The following is a 17520-nucleotide window of genomic DNA, read 5'->3' on the forward strand; positions in this document are numbered from 1 at the left end:
TTTTCTCCCCCGGGTCTGAATTCCGCTAGGAAGCCGCGGAACCCAAGGAACCGCCTGCCATGATGACCGCCATCTTCGTCTTCATCAAAACCGAGCTGGGCTACGCCAATGAGGTGGCGGCCGATATCGTGGACAATGTCGAGAACGTCTCCGAGGTCTATTCCACCTCGGGTCAGCACGACCTGCTGGCCAAGTTCAACCTGCCGCGCGACGCCGACATCGGGACCTTCGTGACCAAACAGGTGCAGACCCGGCCGCATGTCCGCGACACCTTCACCGTCATCACCTTCTCGCCCTTCCTGCCGAAACAGGCCTAGGACTTCCGGGCGTCGGCCTTGCGCTTGACCTCGTCCTTGCGCTCCTCCGCCTCGTCGTCGTCGCCGACCTTCTCCTCGACCGTGGCCGAGAAGCGCTGGAAGGCGCCCAGGCCGACCAGCACCAGGACGGCGGCGATCAGCAGGGCGGAGGGATAGATCAGCAGGGCCACATCCTCGCGCGCCGTCTTGAACACCACCACCAGCGCCTCAAGGAACAGGGCGATGACGATGGTGGACAGGAATTTCGTCAGGCTGCGCCGGGCCTCGGCGGCGCTGCGCCGCTCATTGCCGCGCCGCACCTCATCCTCGAAGATGTATTTGGCCACGTCGAAGACGGCGATGGCGACGATGATATAGCCCAGCATGTCCAGAACGGCGTCGGCCCCCGACTGATCCGGGCGTCCGATCCCTTCCAGCGCGTCCTTCACGCCGAACCCGATCAGGGCCATGGCCGAAAGCAGCAGCAGAAGACTGGCGAAGCCGAAGACGGCGCGGGTCAAATAGGTCATGGCGGTGCAACTCCCTGGCGGCTGTCAACGCGCGAACGGCCAAGCTGTTGCCTCGCCGCAAAAGGGTGACGATGGCCCAAGGGACGGCTAAACCGACGCCATAGGGAGACACGACATGACGCGATCCAACGCGCCCGCCTATCTGACCGGCTTCGGCAACCATTTCGCGACCGAGGCTGCGCCCGGCGCCCTGCCCGTGGGCCAGAACTCGCCGCAGAAGACGCCGATGGGCCTGTATGCCGAACAGCTGTCCGGCACCGCCTTCACCGCCCCGCGCGCCGAGAACCGGCGCAGCTGGCTTTACCGCCTGCGCCCCTCGGCCCAGCACGGCCCTTATGTGGCCTTCGACCAGGGCCGCGTCCGCTCCGGCCCGTTCGACGAGACCCCGCCCAACCCCAACCGGATGCGCTGGGACCCTCTGCCCATCCCCGAGACCTCGACTGACTGGATCGAAGGTCTGGTGAGCTATGGCGGAAACGGCGAGCCCGACGCCGGAACGGGCGCCGGTATTCACCTGTATGTCGCCAACCGGTCGATGACCGACCGCGTCTTCTACGACGCCGACGGCGAACTGCTGATCGTGCCCCAGCAAGGCGCGCACCGGTTCGTCACCGAGATGGGGGTGATCGAGGCCGAGCCCGGCCATGTGGTCCTGATCCCGCGCGGCGTCCGCTTCCGCGTCGAGATCGACGGACCGGTTCGCGGCTATGTCTGCGAAAACTACGGCAGCCCCTTCCGCCTGCCGGACCTGGGGCCGATCGGCGCCAACGGCCTGGCCAATCCGCGCGACTTCGAAACCCCGGTCGCGGCGTTCGAGGACGTCGATCGCCCGACCCAGTGCGTCCAGAAATACGGCGGCCGTCTGTGGGCTACGACCTTCGACCACAGCCCGCTGGACGTGGTGGCCTGGCACGGCAATCTGGCCCCCTGCCGCTATGATACGGCGCGGTTCAACACGATCAACACCGTCAGCTACGACCACCCCGATCCGTCGATCTTCACCGTCCTGACCAGCCCGTCCGAGACGCCGGGCACGGCCAATATCGACTTCGTCATCTTCCCGCCGCGCTGGATGGTGGCCGAGCATACGTTCCGCCCGCCCTGGTTCCATCGCAACGTCATGAGCGAATTCATGGGCCTGGTGACCGGCGCCTATGACGCCAAGGCCGGCGGCTTCGCGCCCGGCGGGGCTTCCCTGCACAACCGGATGAGCGGCCATGGTCCCGATCAGGCCAGCTATGAAGGCGCGATCCGGGCGGAACTGAAGCCGCACAAGATCACTGACACCCTGGCCTTCATGTTCGAGACCCGGGCGCCGATCCGTGTCACGAAATGGGCGTCAGAATCACCCCAGATGCAGCTCGACTATGACGATGTCTGGTCGGGCTTCACCAAAGGACAAGTCGAATGATCCGCATTTCCCTCATCGCCGCCGCCGCCCTGCTGGCCGCCGCCTGCACGCCCCAGACGACAGGCGCCGGCTCCGACGCCCCGATGCAGAGCGCCGAAGCCTCGGCCTGCGCCACGCGCGGCGGCACGATGAAACAGGTGGGCCGGATGCAGTCCTGGCAGTGCGTGATCAGCTACGCCGACGCCGGCAAGCGCTGCACCGACGGCGACCAGTGCCAGGGCGACTGCCGCGTCGAGGGCAATACCGGCATCGAGGCGGGCGCGGCCACAGCTGGCGTCTGCCAGGCCACCAGCGACCGCTTCGGCTGCAATACGCCGGTCGAGGACGGCAAGGCCGGCCCGACCCTCTGCATCGACTGAGGAAGGCAGCCGCTACACGCCTACCCATTCCCGAAATCCTGGCCCTGAAATGAGGGGTGAATCGGTACCGGCTGACACGGACGGCTGGAGCCGAGAGCGGACATGCCAAAGGTCTGTTCGGGGTGAAAGCAGAAGATCCCGTTTCGCCGCAACAGCGGATGGCGACCGTTGCGGAGTGTCCGCTTGGGACGTCAGGCCTTGTTATAGTCCCAGGCCCCCGCTGCGCTGAGCGCTTGCTCGAATGCGTTGCGGCCGGATCCTGCGAGCCATGAGTGAAAAATCTGCATCTCCGGGTTGATTTCTCGCAGGGCGTCAAGGTCGGCGTTCCCTGCGAGAGGTCCCGCGTCAACCAGCGCGGTCAGGCCCGCCAAGAATGGGTTTGCCGCCAAAACCGCGTCGGAGAAGCGAGAATAGGCGATGGGACTCCCTGCCGCTTCGGTGAAACCGGCTTCCAGGTCGGCGCCGGTCACCGCGTCGCTGGCGATCTCAAGCGTTTCGCCGCCGAAGCGCGCTGGATCCGCAAGAATGGCGGCCACGAACTTGCCGATGTCTTCGACCGCCAGGAATTGCATCACCTGGTCTCGGCGGGGGAAGAAGTTGAACCGACCCTCGTCCAGCCCGAAGCCCGGCATCGTCAGCATCTCCATGAACGCCGCCGGACGGACCACCGTGGCGGTGATGGGCAGGGTGCGGATATGCGCTTCGATCCGGCTCTTCGTGTCGAAATGAGCCATCCCGGTCGGGGTGTCGCCGACACCATTGCCCGAGCTATAGACGAGGTGCTTCACCCCGCTCTCGACCGCGAGATCGGCGACGGTGACGCCATAGCGGACTTCTTGCGCATCGGTCACGGCGCCGCCCGGCGAACTCGGCTGCACGCTGAAGACGCCGTACGCACCCTTCATCGCCATCCGAATTTCATCGACGTCGTCGAAATCGCCCTGGAAGAGTTCAACCCCGGCTTCTCCAAGCGCCGCCGATTGCGGCGACGTCGTATCGCGAACCAGGGCGCGAACCGGCCAACCGGCTTTCAGAAGGGAAGCGGCGACCGATCCGCCCTGTTGGCCGGTGGCGCCGAACACCAGGATCGGCTGTTTGATGTCAGACATGAATACCCTCGCTTGCTCGAAGGTTACCTATATATACTGCTGGGAATGGGCCGGAAGACGGCACATTTTTGAGCCTCAGGCACAAGGATGATACGCGTGCACCGATCGATCCACGGGCGCCCCTATGCGGAGACGGAGGACGGCCCCCGATTTACGCCCTGTGCGCCCAACAGCGTCCTGGCGCGGCTTGGCGACAAATGGACCATTCTCGTCATGTCCCACCTCGCGGTGGCGGACGGCCATCGACTCCGTTTCTCGGCCCTTAAGAGCGGTATCGACGGGATCACTCAGCGGATGCTGACGCTGACCCTCCGCAATCTGGAGCGCGACGGTCTGCTCACGCGGCACTACTTTCCGGAAGTGCCGCCGCGCGTCGAATATGAGCTGACCGAGATGGGGGCGAGCATGCTGCCCGCGCTGGAGGGGTTTACCTCCTGGATCCGGACTAACTGGCCGCGAATTGCCGAAAGCCGCGCCGCCTATGACAACGCTCAACGGTAGAGCGCAGGTCTCGCCCCTCAATCCCCGTGCTTGCCGTTGCTGGAGAATTCCGGCGGCGCCGCCTTGTGGATGAACTGCTCCGCCACCAGCCAGGCCTTGAACGGCCGCAGGCAGCCCAGGCACATGATCACCAGGATCGGCAGGGTCACCACGGCATGCACCCAGATGGGCGGCTTCACGCTGAAGTCGAATATCATCAGCAGGATCATTCCGACTACGCCCACCGCCGTCATGACGAAGAAGGCGGGACCGTCGGCCGGGTCGGCGAACCCATAGCTCAGCCCGCATTTGGGACAGGCCTCGCGCAGGGTCAGATAGCCCTTGAACAGCGGCCCCTCGCCGCAGCGGGGACAGCGACAGGCCAGGCCGGTCTTCAGGGTGCTGAGGCGCGGATAATCGGTCATGGCCCCATCATGGGCCGGATCGCGCCGCCTGTCGCCGGACGAACCGTCCTATCCGTAGAATCACGGTCACTGTCGGTTAACCGCGATTAAAGAGCTTGTGGGGCAAGGCTCGACGGATATGTCCGGGACCCCGCACAGCAAGCGTATCCTGAAGTCGACCGTGGCGGCCGCCGCGGCCGGCGCGGTTGTGTTCGCGCCGCTGGCGCCGCTGGCCCAGGAAGCCGGCCGGTCGCGCGATCCGCTGTCGATCAACATCGGTCAATCCAGCGAATTCACCCGTGTCGAGTTCGGCGGCGTCATCGGCGCGCGCAGCCAGGTCCGGCGCGAGGGCGACAAGGTCATCGTCCGCCTGGGCGTCTCGGCCGCGCCGGATGTCTCGCGTCTGCGCGTCGATCCGCCGGAGGGGGTCAAGGCCGTCGAGACGCGGCTGGCGCGGGGCGGGGCGACCGATCTGGTCATCACCCTGGCCGAGGGCGCCGATGCCCGGTCCGGGGCGGCTGACGGCGCGGTCTGGCTGAACCTTTACGCGCCCGGCAAGGCGCCGGAGCCGACGCAGGAAGAGCGGGCGGCGCTCGTCAATTCCGTCGTCCCCGTCCGCGCCGTCTCCTCGCCGGAGAAGACCGTCCTGACCTTCCAGTGGGGCGCGCCGGTCGGCGCCGCCGTCTTCCGCCGGGGCGAGGCGGTCTGGGTCGTGTTCGACACCGCCGCCAAGATGGACCTGACCGGGGCCAAGGCCCTGGGACCGGCCAAGGAGGCCCGCTGGGCCGCCGGGCCGGACTATACCGCCGTCCGCATCGCCGCTCCCGACGGCCTGGCCGTGGCGGCCGAGGGCCAGGGCGGAACCTGGACTGTGACCATCGGCGGTTCGCCCGCCGGCGCTTCGGGCGTCGAGGTGGAGCGGTCTGACGACGGGTCCGCCACCCTGGTGGCGCGGATGGCCGGGGCGACCAAGACCGTCTGGCTGACCGATCCCCTGGTCGGCGACCGTTTCGCCGCCGTCACCGCCCTGGCGCCCGGCAAGGGGTTTGCGGGCGCGCGCAGCACCGTCGATCTCAGCCTGATCCCCACGGCCCAGGGGCTGGCGGTCGAGACCACGACCGACGATCTGAAGATCGAGGCGGCGGGCGACCTGGTCACGCTCAGCCGTCCGCAAGGCCTGACCCTGTCGCCGCCGTCGGCGACCCTGGAGGCCGCCGCCCATGAGAGCGACGCCCCCAAGCCCGCGCCCCATCCGGCCCTGATCCTGGAGGAATGGGCGACAGCGGGCGAGGACGGCTTCTCGCAACGCTATCGCCGCCTTCAGGATGCGGCGGCTCAGGAAACCATCGCCGGAACTGACAATCCCCGCGCCCCCATCGCGGCGCGGATGGCCCTGGCCCGTTTTCTGGTCGGGTCCGGCCTGAACTATGAGGCGATCGGCGTCATCAACGCCCTGGTCGCCAAGGCCCCCAACATGCAGGGTGAGCCCGAGGTGCGCGGCCTGCGCGGCGCCGCCCGCGTCGGCGTCGGCCGGCTTGAAGAGGCCCAGGCCGACTTCGCCGGCTCGGCCCTGTCCAACGATCCCGCCTCCAAGGTCTGGCAGGGCTATATCGCCGCCGAACAGGGCGACTGGGAGGGCGCGCGCCGCGCCTTCGCCGCCGGGGCCTCGGTCATCGACGACTTCCCCAAGGAATGGCGCGCCCGCTTCGGCGCCGCCCACGCCCTGGCCGCCATCCAGACCAACGACTTGCCGGCTGCGCGCCAGCTGCTGGCCTATGTCTTCAGCCAGAACGCCTCGGCCGCCGATCAGCTGACCGCCCGCGTGGTTCAGGCGCGTCTGTTCGAACTGTCCGGCGACACGGATCGGGCGCTGGCGGTGTACAAGGCCGTTGCCCGCGCCCCGCTGGACGGCATCGCCACCCCCGCCAAACTGGGCGCCATCGGGCTGGAGCTGGACAAGGGCGTCCTGACGCCGGATCAGGCGGCCCAGCAGTTGGAGCAGTTGAAATGGCGCTGGCGCGGCGACGCCACCGAACTGGCGGTCATCCGCAAACTGGCCAATCTCTATCTTCAGCAAGGCCGCTATCGCGAGGCCCTGGACGCCCTGCGCGGCGCCGGCAAGCGGATGTCCGGGGTGCCCGGCGCCGCCGAGATCTACGCCGACCAGTCCAACGCCTTCCGCGCCCTGTTCCTGGAAGGCGCGGCCGACGGCCTGCAGCCCGTTCAGGCCCTGGCCCTCTTCTATGATTTCCGCGAACTGACTCCCATCGGCGCCGACGGCGACGAGATGGTGCGCCGTCTGTCGCGCCGCCTGATCGACGTCGATCTGCTGGACCAGGCCGCCGAACTGCTGAAACACCAGGTGGACGAGCGGCTGGACGGGGTGGCCAAGGCCCAGGTCGCCACCAATCTGGCCACCGTCTATCTGATGGATCGCCAGCCGGAGAAGGCGCTGCAGGCCATCTGGAGCTCGCGCACCACCCTGCTGCCCAACGCCATCAACAGCGAGCGCCGGGCGCTGGAGGCGCGCGCCCTGATGGACCTTGGCCGCTACGACCACGCCCTGGAGGTTCTGGACCGCGATCAGTCCGGCCCGGCGCGCGAGGTGCGCGGCGACATTCTGTGGAAACAGCAGAAATGGGCCGAGGCCGCGCCCCTGTACGAAGCGCGTCTGGGCGATCGTTACAAACAGGGGGATGCGCCCCTGACCCAGGCCGAGGAAAGCTGGCTGATCCGCGCCGGCGTCGGTTACTCGCTGAGTGGAAACCCCGCCGCCCTGGATCGTCTGCGCGGCCAGTATTCGCCCTTCATCGCCCGGGCGCGGTCGGCCAATGCGATCCGCGTGGCCCTGGACGACAATCTGTCGGGCCTGGCCGGGGCGAACGATTTCGCCGCCCTGTCGGCCAACGCCGACACCTTCGTCGGCTGGGTCAACGCCGCCAAACAGGACTTCCGAAAGGAAACGGGCGGGAATCGCCCTGCGACCCCCGCCCGTTAATCGGTTGATCGGTCCCCGAAGGGACCGGAAAAACCTTAGCCGTTGACGGCGTCCTTCAGCGGCTTCGAGACGCGGAAGCGGACGGCCTTGGAGGCGGCGATCTTGATGGTCGCGCCCGTGGCGGGGTTGCGGCCTTCACGCTCGGCGCGGGCGGCGGTGTCGAAGACGCCCAGGTTCGAGATGCGCACGTCGCCGCCGGCCTTCAGGCTGGCGTGGATGTTTTCGACGATGGCGGTCAGCACCTTGCCGGCGTCGGCCTGCGAAACACCGGCGTCCTTGGCGACGGCGGCGATCAGTTCGGCTTGAGTGGTCATAAGAAGCGTTTCCAGTGTTAGTCGCCCGATTCAGGGCGAGGACTGGGGGATCAACACGGATTTCGTCCGGCATTGCAAGCGTGTAAAAGGCGCAAAGCCTTATGGGGCGGGGATTATCCGGTTCCGGACGCCCGCTGGAAGCTCTCGACCAGGCTGCCGGCGACCAGTCTCCAGCCGTCCACCAGCACGAAGAAGATCAGCTTGAACGGCAGGGACACCACCACCGGCGGCAGCATCATCATACCCATGGACATCAGCACGCTGGCGACCACCAGATCGATCACAAGGAACGGAACGAAAAGGAGAAATCCGATTTCGAAAGCCTTCTTCAGCTCGCTGATCATGAAGGCCGGCGTGACCACGCGCAGGGGCAGCTCCTGCAGGTTGGTCGGCGCCTCCACACGGCTCAGACGGGTGAACAGGGCCAGGTCGCCGCGGTCCACCTGGGCCAGCATGAAGGTTTTCACAGGTTCCGACGCCGCATCGAAGGCCTGGGGCAATTCCATCTGCTGATCCAGCAGCGGACGGACGCCCGAATCATAGGCGTCCTGCCAGGTCGGGGCCATGACGATGGCGCTCAGGAACAGGGCCAGGGATACCAGAACCGCGTTCGGCGGCGACTGCTGCATGCCCAGGGCGGTCCGCAACAGCGACAGGACCACGACGATTCGCACGAAACTGGTGGTCATGATGACGATGGACGGCGCCAGCGACAGCACCGTCATCAGCCCGACCAGCTGCACCACCCGCTGCGTCAGACCCGCGCCGCTGCCCAGGTCGATATTGATGGCCGAGCCGCTGGCCGCATCCTGAGCGAAGGCGGCCAGCGGCCAGGCCAGGCAGACCAGAGTGGTGAACAGCGACAGCAGGGCCGCGCGCTTCAGCTCGGACGCGGCGGGAACCGCAAACACCTTTTCCCTCCCCCTGCGGGGGAGGGGGGCGGAGCGCAGCGGAGCCGGGCGGGACGGGCAGGGCGACCCATCGACAGTCCGTGCGGCGTCGCCTTGCCGCCCCCACCCCGTCGCTGCGCGACGCCTCTCCCCCGCAGGGGGAGGGAGAATGCCGGACCCCCTCACTTGAAGATCTCCGGCTGGCGCGGCTCGATCAGTTCGCGGCCTTCGCCCAGCAGGATCAGCCGCTCTTCCGCGTCGATCCGCACCAGCACCAGCCGGCGCGCGGGATCCAGCACCAGGGTCTCGACCACCTGCATCCGCCGCTCGCCGCGCTGGGCGTTCAGTCGGGCCATCAGCTGCGGCGCATAGCGGCGCGCGGCATAGGCGGCCAGGCCGATCAGACCCAGGGTGAAGGCCAGGCCGAAGACGGCGCGGGCTAGATCGAGGAAATTCATACGCTTAAGGCCCCGCGCAGTCGGCGCTGTTCCTCAAGTCTTAACCACCACGGTTAACGATGGGTTTAGATAACGGCCTGTTAACCATGCAGGCGGCATTTTCTGCCCATCGCACGCATCCGCGTCGCACGGGAGATCGCCATGGGCGTCGCCGACATACCGCTGCTGGGGCAGATCAAGGGCCGGCTGGGCTGGCTGGACGAGCGCCAGAAGCTCATCGCCGAAAACGTGGCCAACGCCGACACGCCGGGCTTCGTCGGCCGCGATCTGAAACAGCCGACCGACTTCGCCGCCGCCCTGCGTTCGGGCGGGGGGCTTCAGGTCGTCCGCACCAACCGCGCCCACATCGCCCCGGCCGTCAGCGCGCCTCGATTCGACCCGACCAAGTCGCCGGACTCCGAGACCACCCTGGACGGCAATTCCGTGGTGGTCGAGGAGCAGATGCTGAAGATGGCCGAGAGCCGCATGGCCTATGACGCCGCCATCGGCTTCTACCAGAAATCCATGTCCATGCTCCGCATGGCCGCGCGCAAGCCCGGCGCGGGCTGAGACGAAGGACTGACCCATGCCTGATCCCATCCCCCCGTCGAACAGCGCCATGGCCGTGGCGGCCTCGGCCCTCAAGGCCCAGCAGTCGCGCATGCGCGTGATCGCCGAGAATATCGCCAACGCCCAGTCCACCGCCCGGACCCCCGGCGGCGAGCCCTATCGCCGCCAGATCCCGGTTTTCCAGGCGCGCGAGGTCGACGGCGCGACCGGCGTGACCCTGGCCGAGGTCCGGCCCGACCAGGGCGAGTTCAAGATGGACTATGACCCCTCGCACCCGGCGGCCAACGCCCAGGGCTATGTGATGCGGCCCAATGTCGACACCCTGGTGGAAGCCATGGACATGCGCGAGGCCCAGCGCGCCTACGAAGCCAATCTGAACGTCATCGAGACGGCGCGGTCCATGGACAGCCGCACCCTCGACATCATCAAACGCTGAGGATTAGGCTATGAACCCGATGATGGCCGCCCGCGCCTACGCCGCCGTTCAAGGCACGGCCATGCCCACGGCGGCGCAGGCCCCCGCCTCCGGCGACAACGGCTTCGCCGACCTGGTCAAGAACGCCATGACCGACATGACGCAGCAGTCGCGCTCGGCCGAGACCCAGATGACCCAGTCGATCCAGGGCAACGGCAATCTGATCGACGTGGTCACGGCGCTCAGCTCGGCCGAGGCGTCGTTGGAAACCGTGATGTCCGTCCGCGACCAGGTGATTTCCGCCTACAAGGAAATCATGGCCATGCCGATCTGATCCGCCGGAGCGCACCCTAGATTTTTCAGGTTCCGGGCGGGGAGTTCCGGATCGGGGGTGCGCCGAAATCTGCGCCCTGGCCTGACGTCTTGCCGATCAGGCGGCGCCGCGCCGCGCGCAGGTCGCGGAGGGCCAGGGGCGCCAGGGTCCAGGGCTCGATGCAATAGCGGTGGAACAGACGGGGGGGATCCTGCACCAGGCGATAGGCCCATTCGATCCCCGCGCGGCCCATCCAGCGCGGCGCCGGATTCTGGGTTCCCGCCTCATAGTCGAAGGCGGCGCCGACCGACAGGATGACACAGTCGGGCAGGGCGTCGAACACGGCCAGGGTCCACAGCTCCTGGCGCGGCATGCCCATGCCGACAAACAGGATATGCGGTTGATAGGCCTGAATCTCCGCGACGATTTCGGCGTTGTCGGCCGAACCTGCGCGGGCGTCGAAGAAGCCGTGGCGGGTGCAGATCTCGGTCTTGGGGTAGCGCGCGCCTAACCGGCGCGCCGCCTCTTCGCCCACGCCCGGCGCGCCGCCGACCGCCATGACGCGCCAGGCCTTGCGGTTCGCGACGCTCCAGAAATGGTCGCGCCAGTCCAGATAGGTGCAGCGATGAAAGCCCCGGCTGTGCAGCCCCAGGGCGCGCGAGAACCAGATCATCGGCGTCGAATCGACCTCGATCAGATCGGCCATCTCGTAGAAGGCCTGCATCTCAGGATGTTTCTGGAGCAGATAGAGACTGTGCAGATTGTGGTTGGCCACTACGCTCTTGCGGCGCTCGGCCACGGCGTTCTGGACGTGATGCAGCACTTCCTCGGGCTTCACCAGATCGACCAGCTGACCGAACATGTGGACGCGTTCACGCCGACGCCGACGCTTGCGATAGGTCGCGCGAGGGGTCGTGCGCCGCTCTTGCGCCTTGGAAACTCGGGACGGATCCGCCATCGCTCCCAGATAGGGGGGCGGCTCTCAAAGCGAGGTAAGCGAACAGGCTTAACGGGGCGCAACCCTGTCCGACAGCCGCCTGCGCCGGGGCCTCCCGCCTCGCTTGCGAAATAAAACCGACCTCCGACGAAAAAACTCTGTTGACCCCGCCCGGACCCTCCCTTAGAGGTCCGCGCCTTCCCGATGGAAACGCCGCAAGGCGCTGCCGACGGGGCCCAGATGGCGGAATTGGTAGACGCGCTGGCTTCAGGTGCCAGTGGCTTAACGGCCGTGGAGGTTCGAGTCCTCTTCTGGGCACCATATTATAGACGGCGTCGTGTTTTCGGACACGGCGCCGTTTGCTTTTTTGGCCTATCGCATCGCGCGCGGCGCTCTGCTGCTTGAGGCCGCTTTTGACCTTGGCCCTGCGCGTGTAAGAACCTGTCCATGACCGTTTACCTGCACGAGGGCGACCTGCCCGACGACCTGGATCTTGGGCCGGACGTCGCCATCGATTCCGAGACCATGGGCCTGCGCTTCCGCCGCGACCCCCTGTGCGTGGTCCAGTTGTCGGCTGGCGACGGAAACGCCCATGTCGTGCGGCTGAAACGCCCGGACTATGACTGCCCCAATCTGAAGCGTCTGCTGACCGATCCGGCGGTGACCAAGATCTTCCACTTCGGCCGGTTCGACATCGGCATGTTCCTGCTGCACCTGGGGGTCGAGACGCGGCCGGTCTATTGCACCAAGATCGCCTCCAAACTGGCCCGCACCTACACCGACCGCCACGGGCTGAAGGACGTGGTGCGCGAGACGGTCGGCGTCGACCTGTCCAAGGCCCAGCAGTCGTCCGACTGGGGCGCGGTCGAACTGACCCAGGCCCAGCTGGACTACGCCGCCTCGGACGTCCTGTATCTGCACGCCGCCCGCGCCAAGCTGGACCTGATGCTGGCGCGCGAGGGCCGCACCGAACTGGCGGCCCAATGTTTCGACTTCCTGCCGACCCGGTCGGCGCTCGATCTCGCCGGCTGGGACGAGATCGACATCTTCGCCCATAGCTGAGGCGCGCTTGACCGAACCCGGCGAAAAGACACGCATTCAGGCGGACGCCGCAGACGAGGCCCGGGTGGTCCTGGCCGGGGCGCGCTGGCGGGCGCGCTCGCAGCGGGTGAAACTGTACCGGCGCGTCCTGCCCATCATCATCCTGGTGCTGGCGGGAGGGACCCTGACCTGGACCGTGTTCCGCACCGTCATGTCCGGGGTCGAGCGCAAGGCCAGCCAGGGCCAGGAGGTCCGGCTGGACAAGCCCCTGTTCCACGGTCAGGACGCGCAAGGCCGCGCCTTCACGGTCGGCGCCCAGGGCGCGGTCCGCGATCCGGCCACCGGCCATTTCCGCCTGGTCGGCCCGGCGCTGAAGCTGAACCTGGGCGGCCGCAAGGTCACCGAAATGACCGCCGACGGTGGCACCTACAACGAACAGGCCAAGACCGTGACCATCGGTCCGAACGTGCGGATCTCGGACGGCGGCTCCGGCTTCGTCCTGACCACGCCCGAGGCGGTGGTCGACACCAATACCGGGATCATCACCGGTTCACGGGGCGTTCAGGGCGCCGGCCCTATTGGAACCATCAACGCTTCGTCCTATGCGATCTATGATCAGGGCGAGCGCGTGGTGTTCAACGGCTCTGGCGACACCAAGATAAGCGGGACCATCAATCCCTCGGGATCAGGCGAATGACGGCGATGACAGCGAAAACCCAATACGCCCGGACCGTTGCGGCGCTGGCGGCCCTGACCCTGCTGGCCCTGCCGGCCGTCGGCGACGCCCAGAGCGCGGGCGCCAGTTCGAACCAGCCCATCGCCTTCGGCGCGGACACGGGCGAACAGTCCGCTGAACGTATCAGCCTGCGCGGCCGGGCCGAAGTGACCCAGGGCCAGAACCGTCTGCGGGCCGAGGCCATCACCCTGTTCCGCAACGCCGCCGGCGATCCTGAACGGGTCGAGGCCACGGGCACCGTCTATTTCGTCACCCCGACCCAGTCGATGCGCGGCGACCGCGCCGTCTACACCCTGTCGAACGGCGAACTGGTCGTGACCGGCAACGTCATCCTGAACCAGGGCAAGAACGTCCTGACGGGCGGGCGGCTGGTCTATAACGTCAACACCGACGCGGCCAATATGTCGGGCGCCCCGCGCGGCGGGACCGCAGGCAGCCGTATTCAGGGCGTCTTCTATCCCAACGGGACCAACTGAGGCCGACCGGCCCAGGACGTAAGAACGGGATCTGAGGATTTGGCGCGCAAGGAACTCTCGGCCCTGAACCTGTCCGACCGGCCGGCCGCCGCGCCGGAACCGGCGGTCTCGGCTGCGGAAAAAGGCCTGCGGGTGCGCAATATCGCCCGCGCCTTCGGCCAGCGCCAAGTGGTGAGCGACGTCTCCCTGACGGTTCAGCGCGGCGAGGTCGCGGGCCTGCTCGGTCCCAACGGCGCCGGCAAGACCACCTGTTTCTACATGATCACCGGCCTGATCCCGCCGGATTCCGGCACGATCTGGCTGGACGGCGAGGACATCACCAGCCAGCCCATGTACCAGCGCAGCCGCATGGGCCTGGGCTATCTGGCCCAGGAGGCCTCGATCTTCCGCGGCATGACGGTCGAGCAGAACATCATGGCGGTGGTCGAGCTCAACTATCCGCGCGATCAACTTCAGTCCGAAACCGACCGCCTGCTGAACGAACTGCATATCGACCACCTGCGCCACGCCCCGGCCACCGGCCTGTCGGGCGGCGAGCGTCGCCGGGTCGAGATCGCCCGCGCCCTGGCGGGCCGCCCGTCCTTCATCCTGCTGGACGAACCCTTCGCCGGCATCGACCCCCTCGCCATCGCCGACATCCGTTCGGTCATCCGCTATCTGGCGGACCAGGGCATCGGCGTGCTGATCACGGACCACAATGTCCGCGAGACCCTGGACATCACTGACCGGGTCTCGATCATCTCGGGCGGGTCGGTCCTGTTTGAGGGCACGGCTGAAGAGGCGGTCAACGACGCCGAGGTCCGCCGGGTCTATCTGGGCGAAAACTACGCCTGATTTCGACGGGGCCTGTCGCACACAGGGCCTTTGACCGTCGCAGCGCCCCGCATTCGCACGGCTGCGCACCGGCGTTTGTCGGGCGTTAACCAATGCGGCCACATCCTGCACAGCAAGTTCCGGGCCAGTTGGCGCGCCGGCAGGATTTTTCGAACGTGATCGGGCAACGTCTAGAGATCAGACAGGGGCAGGGGCTGGTCATCACGCCCCAGCTGCAGCAGGCGATCAAGCTGCTGCAACTGTCGAACCTCGAGCTCGAGGAGTTCGTCGAGGCCGAGCTGGAACGCAATCCCCTGCTGCAACGCGACGAGCCCGAGGGCGACGGCCCCGACGCGCCGGAACAGGTTTCAGCCGCTCCGGACGGCGAAATGTCCTTCGGCGACGGGGTCGGCCAGGATTCCGTCGCCTCGATGGACGCCGGGTCCGACGACGTCTACGGCGACGCCGCCCCCGGCGAACGCACCAGCGACCGTATGACCGACGAAGCCCAGCCCGGCCTGTCCGACTGGTCCAGCGCCGGCAAGGGCGGTCAACTGTTCGAGGGCGACGGCGAACGGCCCGACGCTCATGAGCTGACCTTGTGGGAGCATCTGCAGGCCCAGGCCTCATCGGCCGGCTTGTCGCCCGCTGATCACGCCATCGCCCTGACCCTGATCGACGCCACCGACGAGGGCGGCTATCTGCGCGGCGAAATGGCCGAGTTCGCGGATCGGCTGGGCGTCGGCCTGGATCGGATCGAGGCGGTCGTGGCCGTCTGCCAGGGGTTCGAACCGACCGGGATCATGGCCCGTTCGGTGCCGGAATGCCTGAAGTTGCAACTGATCGAGCGCAATCGGTTCGATCCGGCCATGGGCGCCCTGCTCGACAATCTGGACCTGCTGGCCCGTCGCGACCTGGCGGGCCTGAAGAAGATCTGCGGCGTCGACGGCGAGGATCTGGCCGAGATGATCGCCGAGCTGAAGGCCCTGACGCCGCGGCCCGGCGCCGGCTTCGGCGGCGAACCGGCCCAGACGGTGGTGCCCGACGTCCATGTCCGGCCCGACCCGGCCGGCGGCTGGCGGGTCGAGCTGAACGCCGACACCCTGCCGCGCCTGCTGATCGACAAACGCTATCACGGCCTGGTCCAGGCCGGCGCCCGGTCCGACACCGAAAAGACCTTCGTCGCCGACTGCGCCGCCCAGGCCAGCTGGCTGGTCAAGTCGCTGGACCAGCGGGCCAAGACTATTCTGAAGGTCACGTCCGAGATCGTGCGTCAGCAGGACGCCTTCCTGGCCTTCGGCGTCGAATTCCTTCGCCCCCTGAATCTGAAGACGGTGGCCGACGCCATCGGCATGCACGAATCGACGGTCAGCCGCGTCACCTCGAACAAATATGTCTCGACCCCGCGCGGGGTGTTCGAGCTGAAATTCTTCTTCACCGCCGCCATCCAGTCCGTGGACGGCGCCTCGACTCATTCGGCCGAGGCGGTCCGTCATCGGATAAAAACAATGATCGACGGCGAAGGGCTGGGCGGCGACGTTTTGTCCGATGATCGGATCGTCGAAATCCTTAAGGAGACGGGCATAGATATAGCCCGTAGGACGGTCGCTAAGTACCGGGAAGCCTTGAGGATTCCATCCTCCGTCGAACGCCGCAGGATGCTTAAGACCGGCTGAAGCGTGACCACAAATCGGTGATCTCGATTGACACCAAATGCGGTCGGGAGCGTTCTATCCGTATGCAAGTCCAAGTCAGCGGCAAGCAAGTGGATGTCGGCGAAGCGTTAGGCTCGCGCATCTCCCAGGAACTCGAAGACGGGGTCGGAAAATACTTCGCCCGCGGCGGTGACGAGGCCGAAGTCGTGGTGTCCAAGGACGGCCACAACTTCAAGGTGGACTGTTGGGTCCGCCTGGCCTCGGGCCAGACGCTGGTGACGACCGGGTCGGGCGGCGACGCCCACTCGGCCTTCACCGAGGCGCTGGATCGTCTCGAAAAGCGGGTCCGTCGCTATAAGCGTCGACTCAAGGATCACCACATCGGGCCCAAGGGCCTGTCGCCTGAGAAAACCGAAAACGCCGCCCGCGAAGTCGCCCGCAGCATCGTGCTGAGGGATCCCGACACCGTCGAGGACGACATGTTCGGCGATACAGGCGAAAACGACGGTCCGCCGCCCGTGGGCATGGTCATCGCCGAGACCGAGCATGAGATCCGCACCATCACGGTCGGACGCGCGGTCCTGGAACTGGACATGACCGGCTATCCGGTGGTGCTGTTCCGCAGCGCGGCGCACGGCGGCCTGTCGGTCGTCTATCGCCGGCCCGACGGCAATGTCGGTTGGATCGACCCCGAACGTACGAAGAAGTCGAACGGACATTAGACTTACGGCTTAGTTTGACTTTGCCGCGGGAGCCTCTAAAGGGGCGCCCGCGGCCGCCAGTCGCTTATCTAGAGTTGGGCTACCCATGGATATCGCAGATCTGCTCGCGCCGAACGGCGTGGTGCTGCGTGGCGGCGCCTCGTCGAAACGTCAGGCGCTTCACGCCGTGGCCGAGGCTGCGGCCCAGGCTCTGGGCGTCGACCAGGGCCGTATCTTCGAGGCCTTGCTGGAACGCGAAGCCCTGGGCTCCACCGGTTTGGGCTCTGGCGTCGCCGTGCCTCACGCCCGTCTGAAAGAGATCGACCGGGTCACGGCCGTCTTCGTGCGCCTGGATACGCCGGTGGCCTATGAGGCGGTCGATGATCGTCCAGTCGATCTGCTGCTGGCCCTGTTCGCCCCGCCCAAGGACGGGGCCGAACATCTGCGCGCCCTGGCGGCGGTCTCGCGCGCCCTGCGGTCGTCGGAACTGCGTGAACAACTGCGTCAGGCCCGGACGGTCGATGCGATCAAGGCCCTGTTCGTCAAGGACGAGGCGCCCGCCACGGCCGCCTGACCGGTCGGGCCGTCAAGGGCGGCCACCGGCCGCCCCTTCTCTTATTCAGTGAACCGAGACC

Annotated in this window: 22 protein-coding genes and 1 tRNA gene; 16 read left to right on the top strand and 7 right to left on the bottom strand. The window is 67.0% G+C overall.

The annotated features are described in order from the left end of the window. Positions 1–59: 59 nt before the first annotated feature. Entirely contained in the window at positions 60–317 is a 258-nt protein-coding gene (locus Q7J26_RS08515; protein WP_304936033.1) for an Lrp/AsnC ligand binding domain-containing protein, read from the top strand. Here Q7J26_RS08515 and Q7J26_RS08520 read toward each other — a convergent pair. Then, positions 314–826, bottom strand: a complete 513-nt coding sequence (locus tag Q7J26_RS08520; RefSeq protein ID WP_304936034.1) for a GNAT family acetyltransferase — start codon at positions 824–826, stop codon at positions 314–316. The genes Q7J26_RS08515 and Q7J26_RS08520 overlap by 4 nt on opposite strands. A 115-nt stretch (positions 827–941) precedes the next feature. Here Q7J26_RS08520 and hmgA point away from each other — a divergent pair, with 115 nt between their 5' ends. Together hmgA and Q7J26_RS08530 are read left to right on the top strand one after the other, a co-directional pair. Then, positions 942–2237: a homogentisate 1,2-dioxygenase gene (hmgA, locus tag Q7J26_RS08525; RefSeq protein WP_304936035.1), complete on the top strand. Its 1296-nt coding sequence runs from the start codon at positions 942–944 to the stop codon at positions 2235–2237. Then, positions 2234–2596, top strand: a complete 363-nt coding sequence (locus tag Q7J26_RS08530) for a hypothetical protein (RefSeq protein ID WP_304936036.1) — start codon at positions 2234–2236, stop codon at positions 2594–2596. Before hmgA ends, Q7J26_RS08530 begins: the two co-directional genes overlap by 4 nt. A 191-nt stretch (positions 2597–2787) precedes the next feature. On the opposite strand, the gene Q7J26_RS08535 is transcribed toward Q7J26_RS08530, so the two are convergent. Beyond that, on the bottom strand, positions 2788–3705 hold the full coding sequence (locus Q7J26_RS08535; RefSeq protein WP_304936037.1) for an NmrA/HSCARG family protein: 918 nt from the start codon (positions 3703–3705) through the stop codon (positions 2788–2790). Between the two features lie 96 nt (positions 3706–3801). Here Q7J26_RS08535 and Q7J26_RS08540 point away from each other — a divergent pair, with 96 nt between their 5' ends. Beyond that, positions 3802–4206, top strand: a complete 405-nt coding sequence (locus Q7J26_RS08540) for a helix-turn-helix domain-containing protein (RefSeq protein ID WP_304936038.1) — start codon at positions 3802–3804, stop codon at positions 4204–4206. A gap of 17 nt (positions 4207–4223) precedes the next feature. Here the strand turns inward: Q7J26_RS08540 and Q7J26_RS08545 are convergent, their stop codons facing one another. After that, positions 4224–4610 (bottom strand): DUF983 domain-containing protein, encoded by a 387-nt coding sequence (locus Q7J26_RS08545; RefSeq protein WP_304936039.1) that lies wholly within the window; start codon positions 4608–4610, stop codon positions 4224–4226. A gap of 118 nt (positions 4611–4728) precedes the next feature. Here Q7J26_RS08545 and Q7J26_RS08550 point away from each other — a divergent pair, with 118 nt between their 5' ends. Next, positions 4729–7587 carry a lipopolysaccharide assembly protein LapB gene (locus Q7J26_RS08550; protein ID WP_304936040.1) on the top strand — a complete coding sequence of 953 codons (2859 nt, stop codon included), beginning with the start codon at positions 4729–4731 and terminating at the stop codon, positions 7585–7587. Positions 7588–7622: 35 nt separating this feature from the next. Here Q7J26_RS08550 and Q7J26_RS08555 read toward each other — a convergent pair whose 3' ends face one another. The 3 genes from Q7J26_RS08555 to Q7J26_RS08565 form a co-directional block, all read right to left on the bottom strand. Next, entirely contained in the window at positions 7623–7901 is a 279-nt protein-coding gene (locus Q7J26_RS08555) for an HU family DNA-binding protein (RefSeq protein ID WP_008263548.1), read from the bottom strand. 113 nt (positions 7902–8014) lie between these two features. After that, entirely contained in the window at positions 8015–8812 is a 798-nt protein-coding gene (fliP, locus tag Q7J26_RS08560; RefSeq protein WP_304936041.1) for a flagellar type III secretion system pore protein FliP, read from the bottom strand. A 161-nt stretch (positions 8813–8973) separates the two neighbouring features. Further along, the gene (locus Q7J26_RS08565; RefSeq protein WP_304936042.1) at positions 8974–9249 is read right to left on the bottom strand and encodes a flagellar biosynthetic protein FliO; all 276 of its coding nucleotides are present in this window, start codon (positions 9247–9249) and stop codon (positions 8974–8976) included. Between the two features lie 141 nt (positions 9250–9390). On the opposite strand from Q7J26_RS08565, the gene flgB reads away from it, so the two are divergent. The 3 genes from flgB to fliE are packed head-to-tail and all read left to right on the top strand — an operon-like array spanning position 9391 to position 10547. Continuing rightward, positions 9391–9798, top strand: coding sequence for a flagellar basal body rod protein FlgB (gene flgB / locus Q7J26_RS08570; protein ID WP_035311182.1), 408 nt, complete (start codon positions 9391–9393; stop codon positions 9796–9798). 49 nt (positions 9799–9847) lie between these two features. Further along, positions 9848–10234: a flagellar basal body rod protein FlgC gene (flgC, locus tag Q7J26_RS08575; RefSeq protein WP_008261179.1), complete on the top strand. Its 387-nt coding sequence runs from the start codon at positions 9848–9850 to the stop codon at positions 10232–10234. A gap of 10 nt (positions 10235–10244) precedes the next feature. Next, positions 10245–10547, top strand: coding sequence for a flagellar hook-basal body complex protein FliE (gene fliE / locus Q7J26_RS08580; RefSeq protein ID WP_304936043.1), 303 nt, complete (start codon positions 10245–10247; stop codon positions 10545–10547). Positions 10548–10572: 25 nt separating this feature from the next. On the opposite strand, the gene Q7J26_RS08585 is transcribed toward fliE, so the two are convergent. Continuing rightward, on the bottom strand, positions 10573–11484 hold the full coding sequence (locus Q7J26_RS08585; RefSeq protein WP_304936044.1) for a WecB/TagA/CpsF family glycosyltransferase: 912 nt from the start codon (positions 11482–11484) through the stop codon (positions 10573–10575). 213 nt (positions 11485–11697) lie between these two features. Between Q7J26_RS08585 and Q7J26_RS08590 the strand changes: the two genes are divergently transcribed. The 8 genes from Q7J26_RS08590 to ptsN all read left to right on the top strand — a co-directional run bounded on the left by Q7J26_RS08590 (position 11698) and on the right by ptsN (position 17459). Beyond that, positions 11698–11784, top strand: a tRNA-Leu gene (locus Q7J26_RS08590). 126 nt (positions 11785–11910) lie between these two features. Beyond that, positions 11911–12525, top strand: a complete 615-nt coding sequence (locus tag Q7J26_RS08595; protein ID WP_304936045.1) for a ribonuclease D — start codon at positions 11911–11913, stop codon at positions 12523–12525. Between the two features lie 7 nt (positions 12526–12532). After that, a complete protein-coding gene (gene lptC, locus Q7J26_RS08600; RefSeq protein WP_304936046.1) occupies positions 12533–13201 on the top strand; it encodes an LPS export ABC transporter periplasmic protein LptC in 669 nt (222 codons plus the stop codon). Continuing rightward, complete coding sequence (locus Q7J26_RS08605) at positions 13198–13716, top strand: LptA/OstA family protein (protein ID WP_183196172.1); 519 nt, start codon at positions 13198–13200, stop codon at positions 13714–13716. Before lptC ends, Q7J26_RS08605 begins: the two co-directional genes overlap by 4 nt. Before the next feature lie 39 nt (positions 13717–13755). Beyond that, positions 13756–14550, top strand: coding sequence for an LPS export ABC transporter ATP-binding protein (gene lptB / locus Q7J26_RS08610; RefSeq protein ID WP_304936047.1), 795 nt, complete (start codon positions 13756–13758; stop codon positions 14548–14550). A 155-nt stretch (positions 14551–14705) separates the two neighbouring features. Then, positions 14706–16205: an RNA polymerase factor sigma-54 gene (rpoN, locus tag Q7J26_RS08615; protein WP_304936048.1), complete on the top strand. Its 1500-nt coding sequence runs from the start codon at positions 14706–14708 to the stop codon at positions 16203–16205. Positions 16206–16267: 62 nt separating this feature from the next. Continuing rightward, positions 16268–16906, top strand: a complete 639-nt coding sequence (hpf, locus tag Q7J26_RS08620; RefSeq protein WP_304936049.1) for a ribosome hibernation-promoting factor, HPF/YfiA family — start codon at positions 16268–16270, stop codon at positions 16904–16906. A gap of 85 nt (positions 16907–16991) precedes the next feature. Continuing rightward, complete coding sequence (gene ptsN / locus Q7J26_RS08625) at positions 16992–17459, top strand: PTS IIA-like nitrogen regulatory protein PtsN (protein WP_304936050.1); 468 nt, start codon at positions 16992–16994, stop codon at positions 17457–17459. Positions 17460–17520 lie beyond the last annotated feature (61 nt).

Origin of the sequence: Brevundimonas sp. (genome assembly GCF_030656255.1) — a bacterium.
Lineage (GTDB): Bacteria > Pseudomonadota > Alphaproteobacteria > Caulobacterales > Caulobacteraceae > Brevundimonas.

What these genes read in the sequence shown, in the direction of transcription:
- fliE (WP_304936043.1), top strand. Translation starts at nt 10,245, where the DNA reads ATGAACCCGATGATGGCCGCCCGCGCCTACGCCGCCGTTCAAGGCACG.
- Q7J26_RS08530 (WP_304936036.1), top strand. Translation starts at nt 2,234, where the DNA reads ATGATCCGCATTTCCCTCATCGCCGCCGCCGCCCTGCTGGCCGCCGCC.
- Q7J26_RS08565 (WP_304936042.1), bottom strand. Translation starts at nt 9,249, where the DNA reads ATGAATTTCCTCGATCTAGCCCGCGCCGTCTTCGGCCTGGCCTTCACC.
- Q7J26_RS08550 (WP_304936040.1), top strand. Translation starts at nt 4,729, where the DNA reads ATGTCCGGGACCCCGCACAGCAAGCGTATCCTGAAGTCGACCGTGGCG.
- Q7J26_RS08520 (WP_304936034.1), bottom strand. Translation starts at nt 826, where the DNA reads ATGACCTATTTGACCCGCGCCGTCTTCGGCTTCGCCAGTCTTCTGCTG.
- Q7J26_RS08595 (WP_304936045.1), top strand. Translation starts at nt 11,911, where the DNA reads ATGACCGTTTACCTGCACGAGGGCGACCTGCCCGACGACCTGGATCTT.
- flgC (WP_008261179.1), top strand. Translation starts at nt 9,848, where the DNA reads ATGGCCGTGGCGGCCTCGGCCCTCAAGGCCCAGCAGTCGCGCATGCGC.
- hmgA (WP_304936035.1), top strand. Translation starts at nt 942, where the DNA reads ATGACGCGATCCAACGCGCCCGCCTATCTGACCGGCTTCGGCAACCAT.
- ptsN (WP_304936050.1), top strand. Translation starts at nt 16,992, where the DNA reads ATGGATATCGCAGATCTGCTCGCGCCGAACGGCGTGGTGCTGCGTGGC.
- Q7J26_RS08585 (WP_304936044.1), bottom strand. Translation starts at nt 11,484, where the DNA reads ATGGCGGATCCGTCCCGAGTTTCCAAGGCGCAAGAGCGGCGCACGACC.
- Q7J26_RS08555 (WP_008263548.1), bottom strand. Translation starts at nt 7,901, where the DNA reads ATGACCACTCAAGCCGAACTGATCGCCGCCGTCGCCAAGGACGCCGGT.
- Q7J26_RS08535 (WP_304936037.1), bottom strand. Translation starts at nt 3,705, where the DNA reads ATGTCTGACATCAAACAGCCGATCCTGGTGTTCGGCGCCACCGGCCAA.
- hpf (WP_304936049.1), top strand. Translation starts at nt 16,268, where the DNA reads ATGCAAGTCCAAGTCAGCGGCAAGCAAGTGGATGTCGGCGAAGCGTTA.
- flgB (WP_035311182.1), top strand. Translation starts at nt 9,391, where the DNA reads ATGGGCGTCGCCGACATACCGCTGCTGGGGCAGATCAAGGGCCGGCTG.
- Q7J26_RS08515 (WP_304936033.1), top strand. Translation starts at nt 60, where the DNA reads ATGATGACCGCCATCTTCGTCTTCATCAAAACCGAGCTGGGCTACGCC.
- Q7J26_RS08545 (WP_304936039.1), bottom strand. Translation starts at nt 4,610, where the DNA reads ATGACCGATTATCCGCGCCTCAGCACCCTGAAGACCGGCCTGGCCTGT.
- Q7J26_RS08605 (WP_183196172.1), top strand. Translation starts at nt 13,198, where the DNA reads ATGACGGCGATGACAGCGAAAACCCAATACGCCCGGACCGTTGCGGCG.